At 53.7% G+C, this 15,946-nt stretch carries 15 protein-coding genes; 6 read left to right on the top strand and 9 right to left on the bottom strand.

The features are described 5' to 3' along the window. Positions 1-78: 78 nt before the first annotated feature. Complete coding sequence (locus tag ACR0CE_RS18625; RefSeq protein ID WP_170565567.1) at positions 79-504, bottom strand: VOC family protein; 426 nt, start codon at positions 502-504, stop codon at positions 79-81. Between the two features lie 103 nt (positions 505-607). Between ACR0CE_RS18625 and ACR0CE_RS18620 the strand changes: the two genes are divergently transcribed. Beyond that, positions 608-1,201, top strand: coding sequence for a TetR/AcrR family transcriptional regulator (locus ACR0CE_RS18620; protein ID WP_170733120.1), 594 nt, complete (start codon positions 608-610; stop codon positions 1,199-1,201). A gap of 417 nt (positions 1,202-1,618) precedes the next feature. Here ACR0CE_RS18620 and ACR0CE_RS18615 read toward each other — a convergent pair whose 3' ends face one another. The 5 genes from ACR0CE_RS18615 to ACR0CE_RS18595 all read right to left on the bottom strand — a co-directional run bounded on the left by ACR0CE_RS18615 (position 1,619) and on the right by ACR0CE_RS18595 (position 5,987). After that, positions 1,619-2,719 (bottom strand): NAD(P)H-dependent flavin oxidoreductase, encoded by a 1,101-nt coding sequence (locus tag ACR0CE_RS18615; RefSeq protein WP_372579933.1) that lies wholly within the window; start codon positions 2,717-2,719, stop codon positions 1,619-1,621. Next, on the bottom strand, positions 2,661-3,527 hold the full coding sequence (locus tag ACR0CE_RS18610; protein ID WP_480833428.1) for an NAD(P)-dependent oxidoreductase: 867 nt from the start codon (positions 3,525-3,527) through the stop codon (positions 2,661-2,663). The genes ACR0CE_RS18615 and ACR0CE_RS18610 overlap by 59 nt, the downstream gene beginning before the upstream one ends. 93 nt (positions 3,528-3,620) lie before the next feature. Further along, positions 3,621-3,749 (bottom strand): hypothetical protein, encoded by a 129-nt coding sequence (locus ACR0CE_RS18605; protein WP_480833427.1) that lies wholly within the window; start codon positions 3,747-3,749, stop codon positions 3,621-3,623. 67 nt (positions 3,750-3,816) lie between these two features. After that, positions 3,817-5,511: an adenylate/guanylate cyclase domain-containing protein gene (locus tag ACR0CE_RS18600; RefSeq protein ID WP_372579935.1), complete on the bottom strand. Its 1,695-nt coding sequence runs from the start codon at positions 5,509-5,511 to the stop codon at positions 3,817-3,819. Then, the gene (locus tag ACR0CE_RS18595) at positions 5,508-5,987 is read right to left on the bottom strand and encodes a GFA family protein (protein ID WP_372579936.1); all 480 of its coding nucleotides are present in this window, start codon (positions 5,985-5,987) and stop codon (positions 5,508-5,510) included. Before ACR0CE_RS18595 ends, ACR0CE_RS18600 begins: the two co-directional genes overlap by 4 nt. Before the next feature lie 215 nt (positions 5,988-6,202). Between ACR0CE_RS18595 and ACR0CE_RS18590 the strand changes: the two genes are divergently transcribed. Next, on the top strand, positions 6,203-6,700 hold the full coding sequence (locus tag ACR0CE_RS18590; protein WP_282154235.1) for a DUF6714 family protein: 498 nt from the start codon (positions 6,203-6,205) through the stop codon (positions 6,698-6,700). Between the two features lie 385 nt (positions 6,701-7,085). Here ACR0CE_RS18590 and ACR0CE_RS18585 read toward each other — a convergent pair whose 3' ends face one another. Both ACR0CE_RS18585 and ACR0CE_RS18580 read right to left on the bottom strand, forming a co-directional pair. Further along, positions 7,086-7,997, bottom strand: coding sequence for a CE1 family esterase (locus tag ACR0CE_RS18585; protein ID WP_480833426.1), 912 nt, complete (start codon positions 7,995-7,997; stop codon positions 7,086-7,088). A gap of 250 nt (positions 7,998-8,247) precedes the next feature. Next, positions 8,248-8,709, bottom strand: a complete 462-nt coding sequence (locus ACR0CE_RS18580) for a hypothetical protein (protein ID WP_170660739.1) — start codon at positions 8,707-8,709, stop codon at positions 8,248-8,250. A 318-nt stretch (positions 8,710-9,027) separates the two neighbouring features. Between ACR0CE_RS18580 and ACR0CE_RS18575 the strand changes: the two genes are divergently transcribed. Continuing rightward, positions 9,028-9,939, top strand: a complete 912-nt coding sequence (locus ACR0CE_RS18575) for a homocysteine S-methyltransferase family protein (protein WP_282154232.1) — start codon at positions 9,028-9,030, stop codon at positions 9,937-9,939. A 1,089-nt stretch (positions 9,940-11,028) separates the two neighbouring features. Here the strand turns inward: ACR0CE_RS18575 and ACR0CE_RS18570 are convergent. Beyond that, entirely contained in the window at positions 11,029-11,457 is a 429-nt protein-coding gene (locus ACR0CE_RS18570; protein WP_282154231.1) for a hypothetical protein, read from the bottom strand. Between the two features lie 105 nt (positions 11,458-11,562). Here ACR0CE_RS18570 and ACR0CE_RS18565 point away from each other — a divergent pair, with 105 nt between their 5' ends. The 3 genes from ACR0CE_RS18565 to ACR0CE_RS18555 form a co-directional block, all read left to right on the top strand. Beyond that, positions 11,563-12,327 carry a helix-turn-helix domain-containing protein gene (locus tag ACR0CE_RS18565; RefSeq protein ID WP_480833425.1) on the top strand — a complete coding sequence of 255 codons (765 nt, stop codon included), beginning with the start codon at positions 11,563-11,565 and terminating at the stop codon, positions 12,325-12,327. 763 nt (positions 12,328-13,090) lie between these two features. Then, the gene (locus tag ACR0CE_RS18560) at positions 13,091-15,415 is read left to right on the top strand and encodes an ankyrin repeat domain-containing protein (protein WP_480833424.1); all 2,325 of its coding nucleotides are present in this window, start codon (positions 13,091-13,093) and stop codon (positions 15,413-15,415) included. A gap of 119 nt (positions 15,416-15,534) precedes the next feature. After that, on the top strand, positions 15,535-15,946 hold a 412-nt coding region (locus ACR0CE_RS18555), incomplete at its 3' end, for an IS110 family RNA-guided transposase (protein ID WP_480833422.1).

Genomic DNA, 15,946 nt, shown 5'->3' with positions numbered 1-15,946 from the left:
TGTCCAGAATTGGTCGCTTTACACGCGGGCAAATCGTTCCAACTGCTTCGAACCAACCTGGCCATCCGGCACCACGAATTACGACGGTACCGCGTCGGCTGCATATTGAGACAGGAATTCCTCTGAGGGTGGGATCTGAGTGATAACATCAATCAGTACCCCGTTTGGATCGCGATATATCGCATGGCGTTGGCCAAACGGCTCGCTCACAAGTGACTTTGCCACCGGAACTCCTTCCGACCGAAGTCGTTCATCCACTTTGTCGACATCCTCGACTTCAAAATTAAGGATCATGCCCGTAGACGCACCGCGGGAAATCTCCGGGATCGTCTCGTGGTCCGACTGGACGATCGCGAGGTTGACCGACGAATCCACTTCACTTTGTAGATGCACATACCAATCCGCCTCGAATGCCGAGCGGAAGCCAAAGTGACGTTTGTAGAACTCTGCCGTCTCAGAAACCGTTTCAGACTGAATGACCGGATAATATTGAGTGACACGCATTTTTGATCTCCCTAACTTACATGCACTTTGTATGTATCATAGATTTGCAAATACATGCAAGATGTATGTAAGGTGCTTGTAGTGATATTCGGAGCCGCTAGATTTGCCCACAGAAAAACCCGCCCGACGCAGCCAGGCAGACCGACGCGCCGAAACGCGTGCCAAACTCGTAGAAGCTGCCCGAGAACTGTTTGTGAATTCGGGATTTGCCGATACTGCAACCCCAGACATCGTGCGTAGGGCCAGCGTAACCCGCGGCGCGCTGTATCATCATTTCAAGGACAAGGCTGACCTTTTCCGCGCCGTCGCAGAAGAGGAGGCCAAAGCAATCTCACACCATATTGACCAGGAAACGCGCAATGTGGCCGATCCCGAACAGGCCATGGTGACAGGATCGAATGCCTTTTTTGATGCGATGTTGGTTCCAGGTCGGGTGCGCCTCCTGATGGAAGAGGCCCCAGCGGTATTAGGGCACAGCACCGCTGTCGCGTTGACCCGGGCCAATGGAACAGAGGAACTTCGTGAAGGGCTTTCGCGGGCTCTTCCTAAGCATTCACCAAAACAGATCGATGCTTTGACTAATTTGTTGTCGGCCGCGTTTGATCGCGCCGCTCTTGAGATCGCCTATGGGGGCGATCCGGAGGTCTACAAGGAGGTTATGAACCATTTGATTGGTGAAGTACTCAAGGGCAACTAGCAGACCTCGGAAGCCCCGCAGTATGGGTCCCTACCCTTTCTTCCGTGAGTTACTCGGCCCTGAGCTGACATCCAGCGGCCAACCCAGATGCTGCGGTCGCAGCCCGCTTTGCTGCCATTCGCTGCGCGCGCAAAATCCGGAGCTCAGTGAACTCACAGATCGCGGACGAAGCAGTCATTGAACTTCGGCTAGCCTCTCCGCTGCAAACTCGGCAAGGGGTCGGCCAAAACATGGGTGTGGCCATGTGAGCGGCTCTTTCAACCTGTCAAACGCAAACAGGACTGACTTTCAAGTTGCACAGGAATTTGGTGAAAATACGAGAGCGAGAAAATTCCGAGTTTTTCAACACTATCCGGGCCAATCCGCTATTCGCGGGCCAGTCGGTCAATGTCCGCCAAAAGGCGGCAACGTTTTTCTTTATTGGTGGAGAATGCGTTCCAGTGCCTCCTTCGCCTCGATAACGATTTCTCGCACAATATCTCCAGCGGGTTGAACTTTCCTAACCATTGAAACGCCTTGTCCTGCCCACATTGATATGGCTTCAACATCGCCCGTTAAATCCGCACTGGGCGTCTTGGATTGATATCGTAAAACATCGCCTTTCTTTTCAGAGAATGCCACAACGTCACCTTCTCCGGGTCTTTGGCCGCTTTTCGGGCGGCCTGCATTCTCCCACATTTGGGTTGTGCTGTTTTTCAAGACCCTATGAGGTGCATTGGGCCAGTCGATGTTGAACAAGTTGTCAAAATAGGCCGTGTCATTCTCAGACGCCGCTAAGAGGTGTGACAAGTAGTCTGTATGAACATACGCCTCAGAAGCTGCAAGAAATCTCGTTCCCACCCATACTGCCGAAGCACCGAGCGATAGCGCCGCCGCCAATCCACGCCCGTCTGCAATTCCACCGGCTGCCACGACCGGCACATGACCAACCGCATCAACAATCGCTGGAATGAGCGCCATGCTCCCAACGGTTCCACGGACGTGACCTCCGGCTTCCCATCCCTGAGCACAAATCGCATCAGCGCCAAGGTCTGCTACAGCCTTTGCATCAGCTGCATCACCAGCGGTGTAAATGACTTTGGCGCCTCCAGACTTGGCGTGGGCGAGCATATCCCCAGGCGCTTTCCAAAAAATAGAAATGACCTCGACGCCTTCCTCCAGGCATATGTCGAGATGCTCAATGCTCGGGAAATCCATGTTCAGGTTCACACCGAATGGCTTGTCAGTGAGTTGCTTTATGTTGCGCACCGATTTTCGAAGCTCGTCTGCGTCAACGTGCCAAAGAGGTGCCAAACCGAGCCCACCTGCATTGCTGACAGCCGCAACCAAGGCGTCGGAGACTACCCCGGCCATGGGAGCCAAAACCACTGGGTAGTCAATGCCAAATGTTCGGCAAAATTCCGTTCGCATAAGTTGTTCTCTCTGAATATAGGTGTTTGATTGCAGTATTGTTGTCGCTTCAGCGCTTTCTGAGGGTTTTGATAACGGCTGCAGTCTCCTGGCTTCCAAAACCAGCATCCTGCGCTCGCCTAACCCACTCACGCATCAGCGTCGGGAGTTCGCTGTTAATACCCATAGAAATAGCGTGATCGTACAATCCAGTAACTGCCTCTCCCGCGACATCGACTGAAGCTCCACCTCCCGAAATCTTGTCGAATGAACCTGCGTGGATCGTTTCGGTCAGCGGAATTGCTCTGTCCCCCGGCGGCAGTATTGAGGTGAACTCTGACACAGGGACTCCTTCAGCCTCGCATACCAATGCGCCGTGAATGCTCCCAAAGATAATACCAAGAAGGCGCGAGAGAAACGCAAGTTCCAAGGTCGCAGCAGAACGCACATTTGAACCCAGATAGCGCATGTCCCCAGCGAGTACATTGAGGTCGCCATCGCATTCAGAAAATGTGGTACTGTCCCCAGCGACCGCGATCCGCCCCGATGGCTTCCCAATATTATCAGGCCAACACATAATGGTACCATCAAGGTAACCTGCGCCCCACTCATTGAATTGCGCTTTGCTGTCCTCGGATTCTTGCGGGGATGACGTGCCGAGCTGAACAATATTACGTCCGGCAACTGCTTTCGAGACTTTTGGAGTTTCAAAGAGAGCATTTGTCGTTGAGTAGTTGAGAAGGCAGATCACCGTCTTTGGACTTGCGGAAATGGCTTCACTCAGATCAGAGACACCCTGAGCGCCTCTTTCCTGCAACGGCATCATTTTGTCTGGCGAACGGTTCCAGACGGTCACGCTACGCCCCGCATCCATGAGCGCGGTTGCCAACGCCGACCCCATCGCTCCCAATCCCACCACCTTAATATCACTTTTCATAAATGACCCCCCAACATGGCATTCGGGTTTTAGAACCCAAGCAAGCGAACGATAACACGTATCATGAATGGTGGTTCTTATTCTGAAGCTCCGTTACAGGATCATCCTGGGCCTTGGGTTCCCGTAGGTTGGTAAAAAAGTGTCCCCCGCCATCCGCGCGATGCTGCGCAGTTCCTCTTCGCTGGCATGAGCACGGGACGCGATCTGAATGCCGTCGTTCAAAGTGGCATCAAAACGAGCGAGTTCGCGCGGTGTGCGCGTTCAGTTGAGTTCCCCCTCGTCTGAGAATCTATTCAGGCAACCCCACTGCACGAAGCCCATCCAGAATTGCGTCCCACCGCGTGGGGTCCTGAAAATGGAACCGGCGCACGCCACTAATCCGGAAGTCCGGATCGGACGCCAATAAGGCATCCCGCGCCCTTTCTCCTTGATCAGATAGACCAGCCTGACCAGCCGCGCTGGCAAGATACAATTGAGCGACTGGTAATCCCGGCGAGTTTTGCAGCGCTCGATTGGCGTTGGCGATGGCATTCTCGAAATCACCCATAATCAGATAGGTCTGGGCTAACGCTTGTGGGACACGGTGATATATCCGGTTCTTGGCCAGAGAAAACGAGCCCTTTTTGATAGACTTCAGCGCAAGCTCTGGTTGGCCCATCAAGTTCTGGATCCAGCCAAGTACCATATGCCCCTGGGCAAACTGCGGACTTATTTCGAACCCACGTTCAACACACCGCACCGCTGCATCCAAATCGCCGGTAATACCGTAATGAAAAATCCCCCGGATCAGGTGCACGTAGTCGCTTTGGTCATTCAACGACACCGCCTTGCTCAACCCGGCGTCGGCCGCTTCGATATCCTCCGTGCGTATCGGACGGTAACCCCATACCAATTCGCCGATCAACGTGTTCGCCTTCATCCCAACGGCCATAAAATTGCGTGGCTGGACCGTCAGGATCCTGTCCAGCAGACGTCCCGCCGCCTCCCATTCTTCAGGCTGCGATCCCATCATGTAATGCCCTGCAAGGTTCAGCATTGCCTCAGGATCGTTTGTCTCTGTCTCAGCCGCGCGCTCAGCAATTCGTTGCAGAATCCCGTATCGGATGGTTGTCGCGATTTCCCCTGACAACAGATCTTCTGCCAAGAAGGGGTCGGAAAGATCACCGTTCATCCGCTGGGTCAGATAGGTTGCCGATGTACCCGTCTCGCGCAGCTTAAGGGTGGCGCGGACCTGATTGCCGGAGGCATGAAACACCGCCGTGGCGATATGGTCCGGGCCCGCCTCGAGTGCGATCAGATCCAACCCTGTAAGATTGGCAAGCGCCGCCTCTACCGTGTGATTGCAAGCTTCGGCCAGCATCTTGGCATCGTCATTGTTGCCAAGGGTTTCGAATGCGGCGAGGGCTATCGTTGGTTTTTTGGATGTAACCCCGATGGACGGCGTGGTGACACTGTTCAATGCACCGCCATGGTCGGGAGGCCAGACAAAGGCGCGGATCGGGCGCGAGATGTTCTTCAGCGTCAACTCGCCCACATCCGTGAACAGCCCGTCCATTACGCCAACGATCTGGTCACGGACGGCAGCGGAGATGCAGATCCCGCCGGTCGGGGCTGCGCCTTCTAAGCGAGCCGCGAGATTCACACCGTCGCCATAAATGTCGCCGTCATCGACAACCACGTCGCCCAGATGAACGCCCATGCGGTAACTGATCTGCCGATCTTGAGGCACGGATTCTTCCTCTGCGCGCATCGCTTCTTGTGCCGAAATCGCGAACCGCACCGCTTCCACCACGCTTGAAAACTCGGCCAGAAATCCATCGCCGGTCGACTTAATGATCTTACCCCCAGCCTGCTCGATGCCGGGGTCGAGCACGGATAGGCGCAGTTCTTTCTGACGCGCGAGCGTGGCTTCCTCGGCGGATTCCACAAGCAGCGAAAAGCCTACAATGTCGGCTGCCAAGATCGAAGTGAGTTTGCGTTTCACCCTTGGGCTCGCGGGTTCAATGGAATCCAACCGGTTTTGTCCGGTTCGGGCACAACGACCCCATCCCCACCAAACGATGTCGGAACCGTCTTCCACTTCGGCAGGCCATCGGCCATGTCGAAAACACGTTCGCCATAGAAGATGTGAAAGGTCGGCTCAAAGCTCAAATCGGATTCGGCCAGCGACATCGCGTAAACCGCGACGATGTCCTTACCAGGTTTGATATTCACCAATGCACCACCGCATTTACCACAGGAAACACGATGGCTCTCATCATTCTTGTCCGATTGAACCGTCGGCCCTGACAATGAGACCTTGTCTGCCGACCAGAGACACCAAGCATTGACCGGCGCTGAATGCCACTTTCTACAAGAGTGGCAATGACAATAAGCCATGATCATCGGCTTACCGGTGGTAGAAACACTACATGCGCCGCAGTAGCAGATTCCTTGGTAGGTTTCAGAAACGCCGCTCATCATCTTTTCCCAAATCGATCAAGGGCGCTCTTTGTAACACACTAGGGACACCCGACTTCCTCAATACATTTCTACACATACATCCCTATTGTGCTGCCCCAAAGTGGCTTCTTCATCTCCGCTGCTGAACTTCGAACGATATCCTGAAAGAGCCTTTGTCCGGTGTCCATCGCAATCACTCGATTTCGGGGTTTCAGCCAGTTTAATATGTCACCATGCCAAAGGTAGCGACAACAACCGAAGATCTTGCAACCCGGATCATTGCTGCATTTGACGGCCTTGATCCACCTGCTGATGGTGAACTTCTTCACCCCGAATGTATGGATGACGTGGATATTCTTGAATTCTACGGCGGGGTCAAATGGCACGAGATGACCGATCAAATGATCATATACAATTACGCTGCCCCCACGGCTTTCAGCGCCAAAGCCTTTCAGTACTACTTGCCCGCATATCTGATTTGGACGCTGCTAAATTCAGACAGCCGGGAATATGCCAGTGAAAGCATCCTACTTGCACTCGACCCCGGCACATCGAAAGAAATGCTGCATGAGTTCAGGAAGTCCAAGTTCAACCAATTGACGCCTGCACAGAAAGAGGCCGTGTTGAGGTTTCTGTACTTTTTCAGCGACCATCCTGATCTCGGTGAATTTGCGGAATCCGCTTTGGTCAATTACTGGATTGACCAGGGCGTGCGGTCGCCGGGTCGATGATTTTTACGTATTTGATGTGGCTCTTCGCAACTCTGTTCGTCGTAACCGGTTTACCGTTGGCATGGACTGAGGATGAGCAATGGCAACGACTATGGGGGGATCCAGTGCGCTGTCACTTACCCTTTTTTGCTATATCGATTGCAGCGGATGGTTTGCTTAGAGGCCAGATAAGAATTCATTTTTCGATTATCCACTGCTCCAGCCAACCGCGTTTGTGCTTCAGCGCAATCGCATTGGTGTTCGCTGCCGGTACCGGTGCCATCATTGCTGCTATCTGGGCAGTTTTCTTTAAGGATTGGTAAGATTTGCCCAGCACGGAGTGACTTCAGAACCAATGGGCCGATTTAGACTGAATGAATACGACCATTGCGATTTCGTTGTTTCGTCAGTTTTCCAGGCTTTCGAACCAGTCGAGCGCCATCGTGCCCCATTCTTTTGGGTAGCCGTGCCCACCGTCGTGCAAAAAGAGTTCAAGACTACCGTGTTCGCATTCCCACCGTTTGCGCCAAAGATTGGCCGTCACTTCGTTTTCTGTCGCGTTGTGTTGGCATTCGTTTCTTCGGCGCCACAACGCAAGACCCTCCCAGACATCGGCCTGGGTAATGGTGATATCGAACTCTTCATTGTGTATTGATCTGCCCTCAAGCGGCACAACCTTGTCAGCAAAACCGTGAGTATGAAGCATATGAACGGGGCCAAGACACTCCTCGGTCATGGGAAGCCAGAAGCCACCGGACGCAGGGGCATAGCCACGCGCCAGGTCAGGCGCGAGGCACGCAACTTCCCACACCATGGAACCACCTCGTGAGAACCCTGTCAGCAGCACCTGGTCCGGGTTTACGTTTGCACGGGTCACGAGATCCGCCAGCACGTCACGGAGAAACCTGACATCAGAGCGGGGATAGGTAATCCACCCATCCCTAACCGACCAGTCAGCAGGTTTTCCTTCCAGCCATGGCAATGCGGTCGGTGCCACAAACGCATAACCCCGCGCGGTGAATGCTTCGACGAACTGCTTGTTTTTAAGTACCTTTGCTCCGGACCCGCCATAACCATGCAAGTGCATCACGATCGGCCCGCCCCGCCATTCATCTGGTAGGGCGATGTGGTATTCACCGGTGTCTATTTTGCAGGGATTGGATACTTCGCCGCAATCAAGCGCAAAGGCCTGCCCCGAAATCAGAAACATGGACAATGCGATTGTTACCTTTTCGAGCATATCTGGGTCCCTCCCGATGTCTGACCGTACCATATTACGGAAAGGGCTTTTTTGAGACGGCGGTGGTGCAGAATTCAACTTTGCTGAGCAGCCTCACCTGACTGATCCAAAAAGATTGTTAGTGCATCAGCGGCTTTTACTCCATTGAGATGATGGTTTGAGTTGCTGGCGGACGATACACGAACTCACATTTCGCGGGACTAAGCGGACGTACGCCGCACTAAGGCAAGTGATCCCGGAAGGATTGAGACCTAGTTGCAAAAGCCACTTAAGACCAATTTAGTTCGAGACCAATCGAAACTGGACAGATACTAGATCCGCTGCCGTCTTAGTCCGGGATTTCCACGGTTCCGACAATATGAGTTCGCCTCAGGGGCAGCGCTTGGTATGCTGAGGCGATATCTGTTGTCGCTATGCCGCTGCCAGTCATTCCTTCGTAGCGCCCCGTCCCGGTGACGATTTCCCAAGTGTTTGCCTCGCCTTTTTCCCCGGCCTTCCATCGCATGATAAAAGTGTCATCACCTTCACCGAAAACGCATATTCCATTGATTGAGTTGGTGCCGTCTTCAAATCCAAATCCAGAACCCAAACATCTGGCAGGCCCATCATCCATTGGACCCTCAATTACTTCGAAACCACCCCGATTGTCTGTTAGGTGAAAAATGTGATCCCCAAGGTCAAAGTTCTCTTGATTTAGAGGGTAGACATTGTTGATTTCGATGCGTTGCTCGTCAGCACTGGCGGGAACACCGAGTGTCGCCAAAAGCAGGCTAATCCGTAGGACTCTCATCTGGTTCTCCAAAGAATGCCACTCATCTTAAGGGCCTTCAAAGCATTTACAATCAGCAATAACTCTGCGGACCCACCACTAATGTTGTACGGGGTTACGCGGTTCCAGCCAATTGATGGCGGACCAAATCGGGCATCGGCAAGGGCTTGATGACGCTGCGGTGCAGCCCGCAGAAAAGAATTTCGCTGCGGTTGCCAGTTGCCCGGCCAGATGAGGTCATGCTCAGGGAAGACACCCTGTCGTCGCCCTAAGGTTCACAGGAGACCCAAGACAATATAGATTTCTATGAAGATTTGACAGCAATAGGCGTGGATCAGAATGGCGCGACAGTTCCCACTCGAAGGTGACAAGACCTTTCTAGTTTATGCTGGCACTGGCACAGACCTGATATTTAATCATGGGGTTGAGCTACCCGGTTTCGCGTCGTTTCCATTGCTGGAAGAACCTGACACCAGGGCAATACTGGCTGGTCAAATGCAGGCACTTGTCGATCTCGCCGGTGAAATGAGTGTCGGATGCATCCTTGATGCGCCCACATGGATGGCGAACGCCGACCGAGCAGGGCCCTTGGGGTACGATGCAGAACGGCTCGTTGAGGTGAACAAGGATGCGGTCAGTCTAGTCGAGGGCGTGCGCCAAGCTGCCACTCGCGATGATGTACTGGTGTCAGCATGTATTGGCCCGCGTTATGATCCTTACGCCAACATTCCGCCGGTACCCGTCGAAGATGCACGTCAATACCACGCCGCTCAAATGCACAGCCTGAAAGACACAAGTGTCGACCTGGTCACCGCTTATACATTCAACCGCCCAAGCGAGGCAGCGGGATGCATCCTCGCCGCACGAGACGCTGATCTGCCGATCATCATGTCTCTGGTTGTTGAGACAGACGGGTGCCTGGCAGATGGAACCAAACTTGTGGACGGAATTGACCATATCGACGGGGCAACCGACGCAGCGGCGCTGTTTTTTATGGTCAACTGCGCTCATCCTACCCATTTCGCCGGAGCGCTTGGCAACCACCCACGACTTAGAGGCATGGTGGCGAACGCTTCGAGCTGCTCGCATGCGGAACTTGACGAAGCAGATGAACTGGACGAAGGCGATCCAATTGAGCTTGGTAAACAGATTGCCGCGATTGCGCAGCAGAATCCATCGATTCAAGTATTTGGAGGATGCTGCGGTACCGACATGCGCCACCTGAAATCGATGGCCGGCGAATTGGCGTAATCAACTTGGTACAATCTGAGCGATAACGCTGATATCTAAGGTGATACCGTGATTTTTTTCCGCAACTTGTTGGGAGGCGGCCCATTCCTGCCCATCACTGATTGGTCAATATGCTGCGCTTGAGCCCGCACAGCCGCCGTTCGCTGCGAACGCAGAGTTCGCGAAATGACAAATGCCGCCGCCGTCGCCACTGGTTGCAAATAGAACAATACGTAGGTTTATTCCCAACGCTTGTGAGCTGGCTATCCGGCGGAATTCGACCAATACATGTATGGGTTGTTGAATTGAAATCACTCGTCTGGTAGCACACGGAGTTGGAAACCCTGATACAGGAGAGATCAGATATGATGAATTGTCAGACTTCAATGCTTCGCGCGGTAGTCGCAGTAGCCCGTTAAAGCGGTCTGACAGGTTTCCGATCTGAAGGCCGCCTCGTGAGCGGCCTTTTTTGTGTTTTCCTCATGTGGCGGCTTTCCATCATTTCATGGAGAGAACAATGCCAAGCTTATCACTTTACATTCCAATCAGCCGGTCGCGTGGCCTCTTACTGCGGCTAGCGGCAATCTTCGCCCATCGACCCAGCGTGGAACGGCCTGTTCTGCGCGGAAGAGCCGAGTTGCCGGCTCACCTGAGAAAGGACGTCGGCCTTCCGCCGGAGGTTGAACACCCACCTCCCTCGCATTACCGGTTCCCCTTTTAACGAACCGACCAAGCAAGGGCATTAAGCTGCCCTTGCTCTTGACTATTACGCCGTGTGCGGAGTGATGCGTATCCTCATTCCGCGCGATAAATGAACCCTGTTGCATACAGTTCCTTTTGACGTGTGTTCAAGGCCGCCAGAGAGATCATTTCACACTCGTCCTGCAACTTGCGAAGACCAAGCCGGCTGGTCCGAAGAAAAGCTGGCCAAACTGGAAGAGGAAGTCCTGTCCATTCATGAACGGCTCAGGCCAAGTGTCGAAAGCGGCAGCGCCGTCGAGAACACCAGCATGTCCGATGTAAAAAACTGCCGTTGAAGTCGCATCGACCTACGAAGGTTTTCTGGAAAAGCCAGTCCTTCTTTTCAAACCCAATAAATTCCACTTCACGTCATGATGTTGCGTGTTTGCTTGCCGTGCCGGGTCGGCAAGACAACAGGATCAGGACCAGAAAGGACAGGTTTAGTACGACGTTGAAGGGCGCCCCTACCAAAATGGAGCCTGAACTGTCGACGCAAAACCAGGACCATGCCGTAATCTGAGCGGTCTTGGTCGCGGCCACCGCCGATACCGGGGCAACGTATGTTCCCAGCGCCCATTGCATTCCTCCCAAGCCAACCGTCAGGCCTCCAGTGATCACCAGCAGTAAAGGCGACGGAACCATCAGTTCCGCGGGAACATCGTGAATTGGCCAATACGCGATTTGCAGAAAGATATACGCAACGGGATGAAGAAACTGAAACGCGGCCAGCGCAAAAAGCGCCCCGGTTGCAGCAAGAACACCGCCTGAAATTCGCATTGCTGATTGTTGTTGGGTCATGAGCTTCTCCTTTCGATATGCGCCCTTCATGCAGCTTGCGGCGGACGCAAATCAATTACCTCGGAGGTAGGTGAATTCTGTTAGGACCCTTGCTAAACTCAGGTCATGACACCCTATCCCGGCATGCTGAAAGAGTGGCGAAAGCGACGCAGGATGAGCCAGCTGGACCTTGCAGTCGAAGCCGAGGTCAGTGCGCGACATATCTCATTTCTTGAAACCGGGCGGTCCCGGCCGAGCCCGGACATGATCCTTCATCTGTCCGAGGTCATGAACCTTCCGGTCTACACTCGAAATCAGATGATGCGCGCCGAAGGATTCGCGCCGCGTTTTGCGGCAACTCCGATTGATGACGCGGCGATGTCGCCCATTCGGGACGCGGTCGAATGGACTCTGCAGCAACATGCGCCTTACCCTGGAATGGTGTTGGACCGGCTCTGGACGGTTGTAATGCTCAACAGCGGTGCCCAAAAGCTATTCAAGCCACTGGGGATCGGCGAGGGGCAAAGCCTGCTGGATCTGCTGACCAGCCCGTTGATGCCTGAGCTTGTCGAAAACTGGCCCGAGGTCGCGCATCACACGATGTTGCGGCTGCGCGCTGAAAGCGCCAACGCAGGCGGCATACCCGCACTGGACGCCGCAGCGCGCACGTTGTCGCAACAGGGGCACGCCCGAAGTGACGCGGTGATCGGGCCGACAATTTCTACGATCTACCGCTTTGGTGGTCAGCGGCTTTCCCTGTTTGGAACCATTGCGCAATTCAGCACGGTCACGGATGTCACGCTGGACGATTTGAAGATTGAGCTGTTTTTTCCGGCCGACGACCAAAGTGCCAAATTTCTGCGTGATCTTGCCCACGTGGCTGCCAATTAGATGGTGGTTTGACTAGAGCCCACCACGTCCCGGCGAACCCCGTTCATTCCTGACCTTGGAAGGGTTCCTGCCATTGCGGCCCCAAGCCGCCGTCTAGCTCTGGTACCTACCGCTGCAGATGCAGCCCGCTTAGCAGACATTCGCCGTGCGAACTGCTCTGGACCTAGGCGTAAATTGGCTGTTTGACGTGATCTTAAGGCCAATTGTCTCCCTCATGATCAGTTTTGCGACTGTATTCTCGATTTCCTCACGGATGGGGTCGGCTTCGATTATCTCTTCCTCATGCCAAGCAACATTCAGTTGCGAGGCAAAAAATGGATCAAAGAAAAGGAAAGAGAAATGGCAAATCCACGCCCTACGAACGGCCCATCAACCACAGGAAACAAATCTGGTTCTGGCCGCGGAAACAATCCGCCTAAGGGGAAATAGTAGCCTCTAGCCAGCCGCGCGCAGCACGCACAAAGGCTTCTAAAAAAGGCTCGGCTACGACAGTTACTGAAAGAAATGATTGGGATGGTGGTTGCGCCGCCATCCCCTTATCGAGGTGCAAAGTGTATTATTCAAAAGACAAGGAGTTGAACAAGGTGATTGCAAAAGAAGTGAAGTCTGGGGCGCGTTATGTCTCTGGAAAAAAACACTCAAAGCTATTCCTGGCTGGTGGTGGATTACTGGTTTTCTCACGAACACCGAGTGATCGGCGGGCGTTTCGGAACGTGAAGGCAGAGCTGTCCAGGCTGCACCGCCAACAGGCTGAGGTGTGACCATGCTCGACACTCTGCCGAAAGCTCAACTTCCAACTTCACATTCCGCACTCCTTTATGCTGTGTCGCTATTCGGCTCACCGAAATGGCAGCACTCCGAACGCCGCCGTTATGCAAATTTTGAGATGCGATTGGAGGGAGGGGCTGACCGAACGCTCGAGTTGCTTGATTTGCTAAGGCAGGCGTTGGGTCTGGAGCAATCATCAACCCTATGGGGCGATGTTGTTGAGCAAGCTTTGAGACTTGGGCTGTCTCTGGATGCGTTAGAGTTCCACACGCGGACATATTCGGTAAATCCGCAGCAGGCACTTTGGGTGCTTCTTGCGTTCGACGTTATGCCTGCCCTTGGCAGAACGTGGGGCTTCTGGTGTCAGGATGAAGCGCTTTTACCTCGCATGCCTGAAGAAGGCCTTTGGTTTTTGCCCCATCAAGACACTGCGAACTCAAATCGTTTGATCCTGCCGGTCGAAGCAATTCTGAGTTGGTGGCTGAAGCAAGTGGAAGGACCTCTCGATCAGCTTTGGGGAGAGTACGATGAAGAAAGGAGACGGACCCTTGACAACTGGAAGTCAGGCCGAACGACGCCAGCGATTTCCAGGATCAAGGAGTGGTTTAATGACGATCATAAGTTTTCATATAAGAGTTCAGACGAAGCTCATCTGTCGACACCGCAGCTTCGCTCGTTGTTGCTTTGGGCGCGTGCACTCGAGCAAAGCTACAAGGATCTCGTTGGATTTTTGACGCCAGGTGTTCAGCCGAACGACGCGGATCCTATGCGCAACAAGGCGCTGCAATTGATCGAGCTTTTTAGGTGGAGCCACGAGGCTACTGTCGCGACAGACCCAGCCAACCCGCCATCGGCCGATCAGGCTTTTGCTAAGGCTCTACCTTTCTGGATAAAGGAAGGCCCGTTTCGTGTGATTACACCAGACGGGTCCGGAAGGCTACTGGCCACAGAGCAGGTAGCCGATTTCCTGAGTGGAATAATAAGTTCTGTACCGTGCGACGATACGCTCCCCGATGTTTTTCGAGATCTAAAGCTAAGGTCGCCGGCGATAATGACATTCAACGGAAGCTTGGTAGAACAGCGACAAAGGATTCAGGAAGCCATCGATCACTGCATTGAAATCCAGAAAAGCAATGAACCCGATCGCCAATACCGTGTCGCAGCACACTTGGCAAAGCTTCGAAAATTGCCCGGCATTGCCGAGTTTGAACCGGACCTCGCCTATCTTAGCGCCCTTAACGAAATTTCGTCAGGAAATTTTGACGGCGCGTGCGAACACGCTGAAAAGGCTCTCGAACTCTGTCTGGCACGGTCCATCGGCCCACTGAAACTGGATATCGCTAAGCTCAACTTCTCACTTGCGGTTGCTCAGGAAGCGTTCAGCCGTCGCAGTGCGGAACGCAGTTTTCGATTACTTTGCAAGTCAGTTGAACCTGAAGTAGCTGCTCGCTGGAAGCTCGGTGAAGGCCCGATCGATTACTCTATGCGCTTAGCGGCGGCCGATCACGCGGCTTGGTTCTGGGAGAACATTGTTCGCCCTTATGAAGGGGTGGAAATCGAAGCGCCGCTTCAACAGGAATCTGACATCATTAGGTCATACGCTGGTTTGCTTCTCTCCAGTGCGTCAGAGTTGGAGTTACGCGGTTTCATCAAGCACTTTCGCGGCAAGCTTAAGCGCAAGCTAAGAGATGTGCGTGGTGACACGTTCTTCACTGTGACATCAAAGATGGTGCCGGATCTTGTGCGTGCAATGAGGCAAATGCCGACCTATTCCGGAATCCACAAAGATCCGGTCGAACTTGCTAACTCGATGGCCGAAACGCATTTGAAGCTAGTAAGCTTGCTGCCCACGGATGTTCTGAATGCGCGGGACTATTTGAAACAGACTGCGCTGATGCTGGCGGCCGAGCGAAAAGATGTAGACATGGTAAACGCCCTCATTGATCGCCATGTGGATATTGATGCGCGTGACGCACTTGGTCGGACAGCATTGCATTCAGCCGCCAAGGTTGGAGCCGATCGATGTTTTGAAGCTCTTCTTGTTGCTGGCGCGAACCCAACTCTCCAAACTTACACCGGCAAGACGCCAGCCATTTTTGCCGCCGAATTCGGTCGTGCCACGATCTTCCAGATGAGATTGGCATACACGGCATATCAAATGGGCAAAAGCGAGCTAGAGGAAGCGCACAAACTGGCGCAGGACTCTGCGAAGCATTTCAAGGCAAAGCGCAAGGCATATGCCATTCAGGGATATGAAATTGCGGGACGGAAGGGCTTTCAGAGGATTGTTGAGCTTACGTTGAAGGTTCTGGACGGGTGACCTCTTGGAATTTGGGTTGCGAGTCGGCCCAGAGCGGATGAGGTGGGTGGCTCCTGCTCCACCGGCATCGAATGTGCCAAAGTGCAGTTGTGATTGACTGCAAGGAAAGGAGCCACCCAATGACAATAAAGACCGTCGGCCTGGATCTGGCCAAGGATGTTTTTCAAGTTCACGGCATTTCAGAGAACGGCCGAGTGATTTTCAACAAAGCCATCAAGCGAGCAAAACTGCTTTGCTTCTTTGAGACGCTTCCACCGTGCAGGGTTGGCATGGAAGCCTGCGGCTCGTCCCATCACTGGGGTCGCCAGCTGCGCAAATTGGGGCACGACGTGAAGCTCATGCCGGCCGGATACGTCAAACCCTACGTGAAGCGCGGCAAGAACGACGCCGTTGATGCTGAGGCAATCTGTGAAGCGGTCCGTCGCCCGACCATGCGATTTGTCGAGATCAAGACGGAAGAGCAGCAAGCCATTCTCTCAATCCACCGGACTCGAGATCTGGCCGTCCGGCAGCGCACCCAACTGGCCAACA

It is taken from the genome of Ruegeria sp. L11 (genome assembly GCF_056531755.1).
The sequence above is the reverse complement of the archived record's forward strand: the minus strand, read 5'-3'. Positions and strand labels throughout refer to the sequence as shown.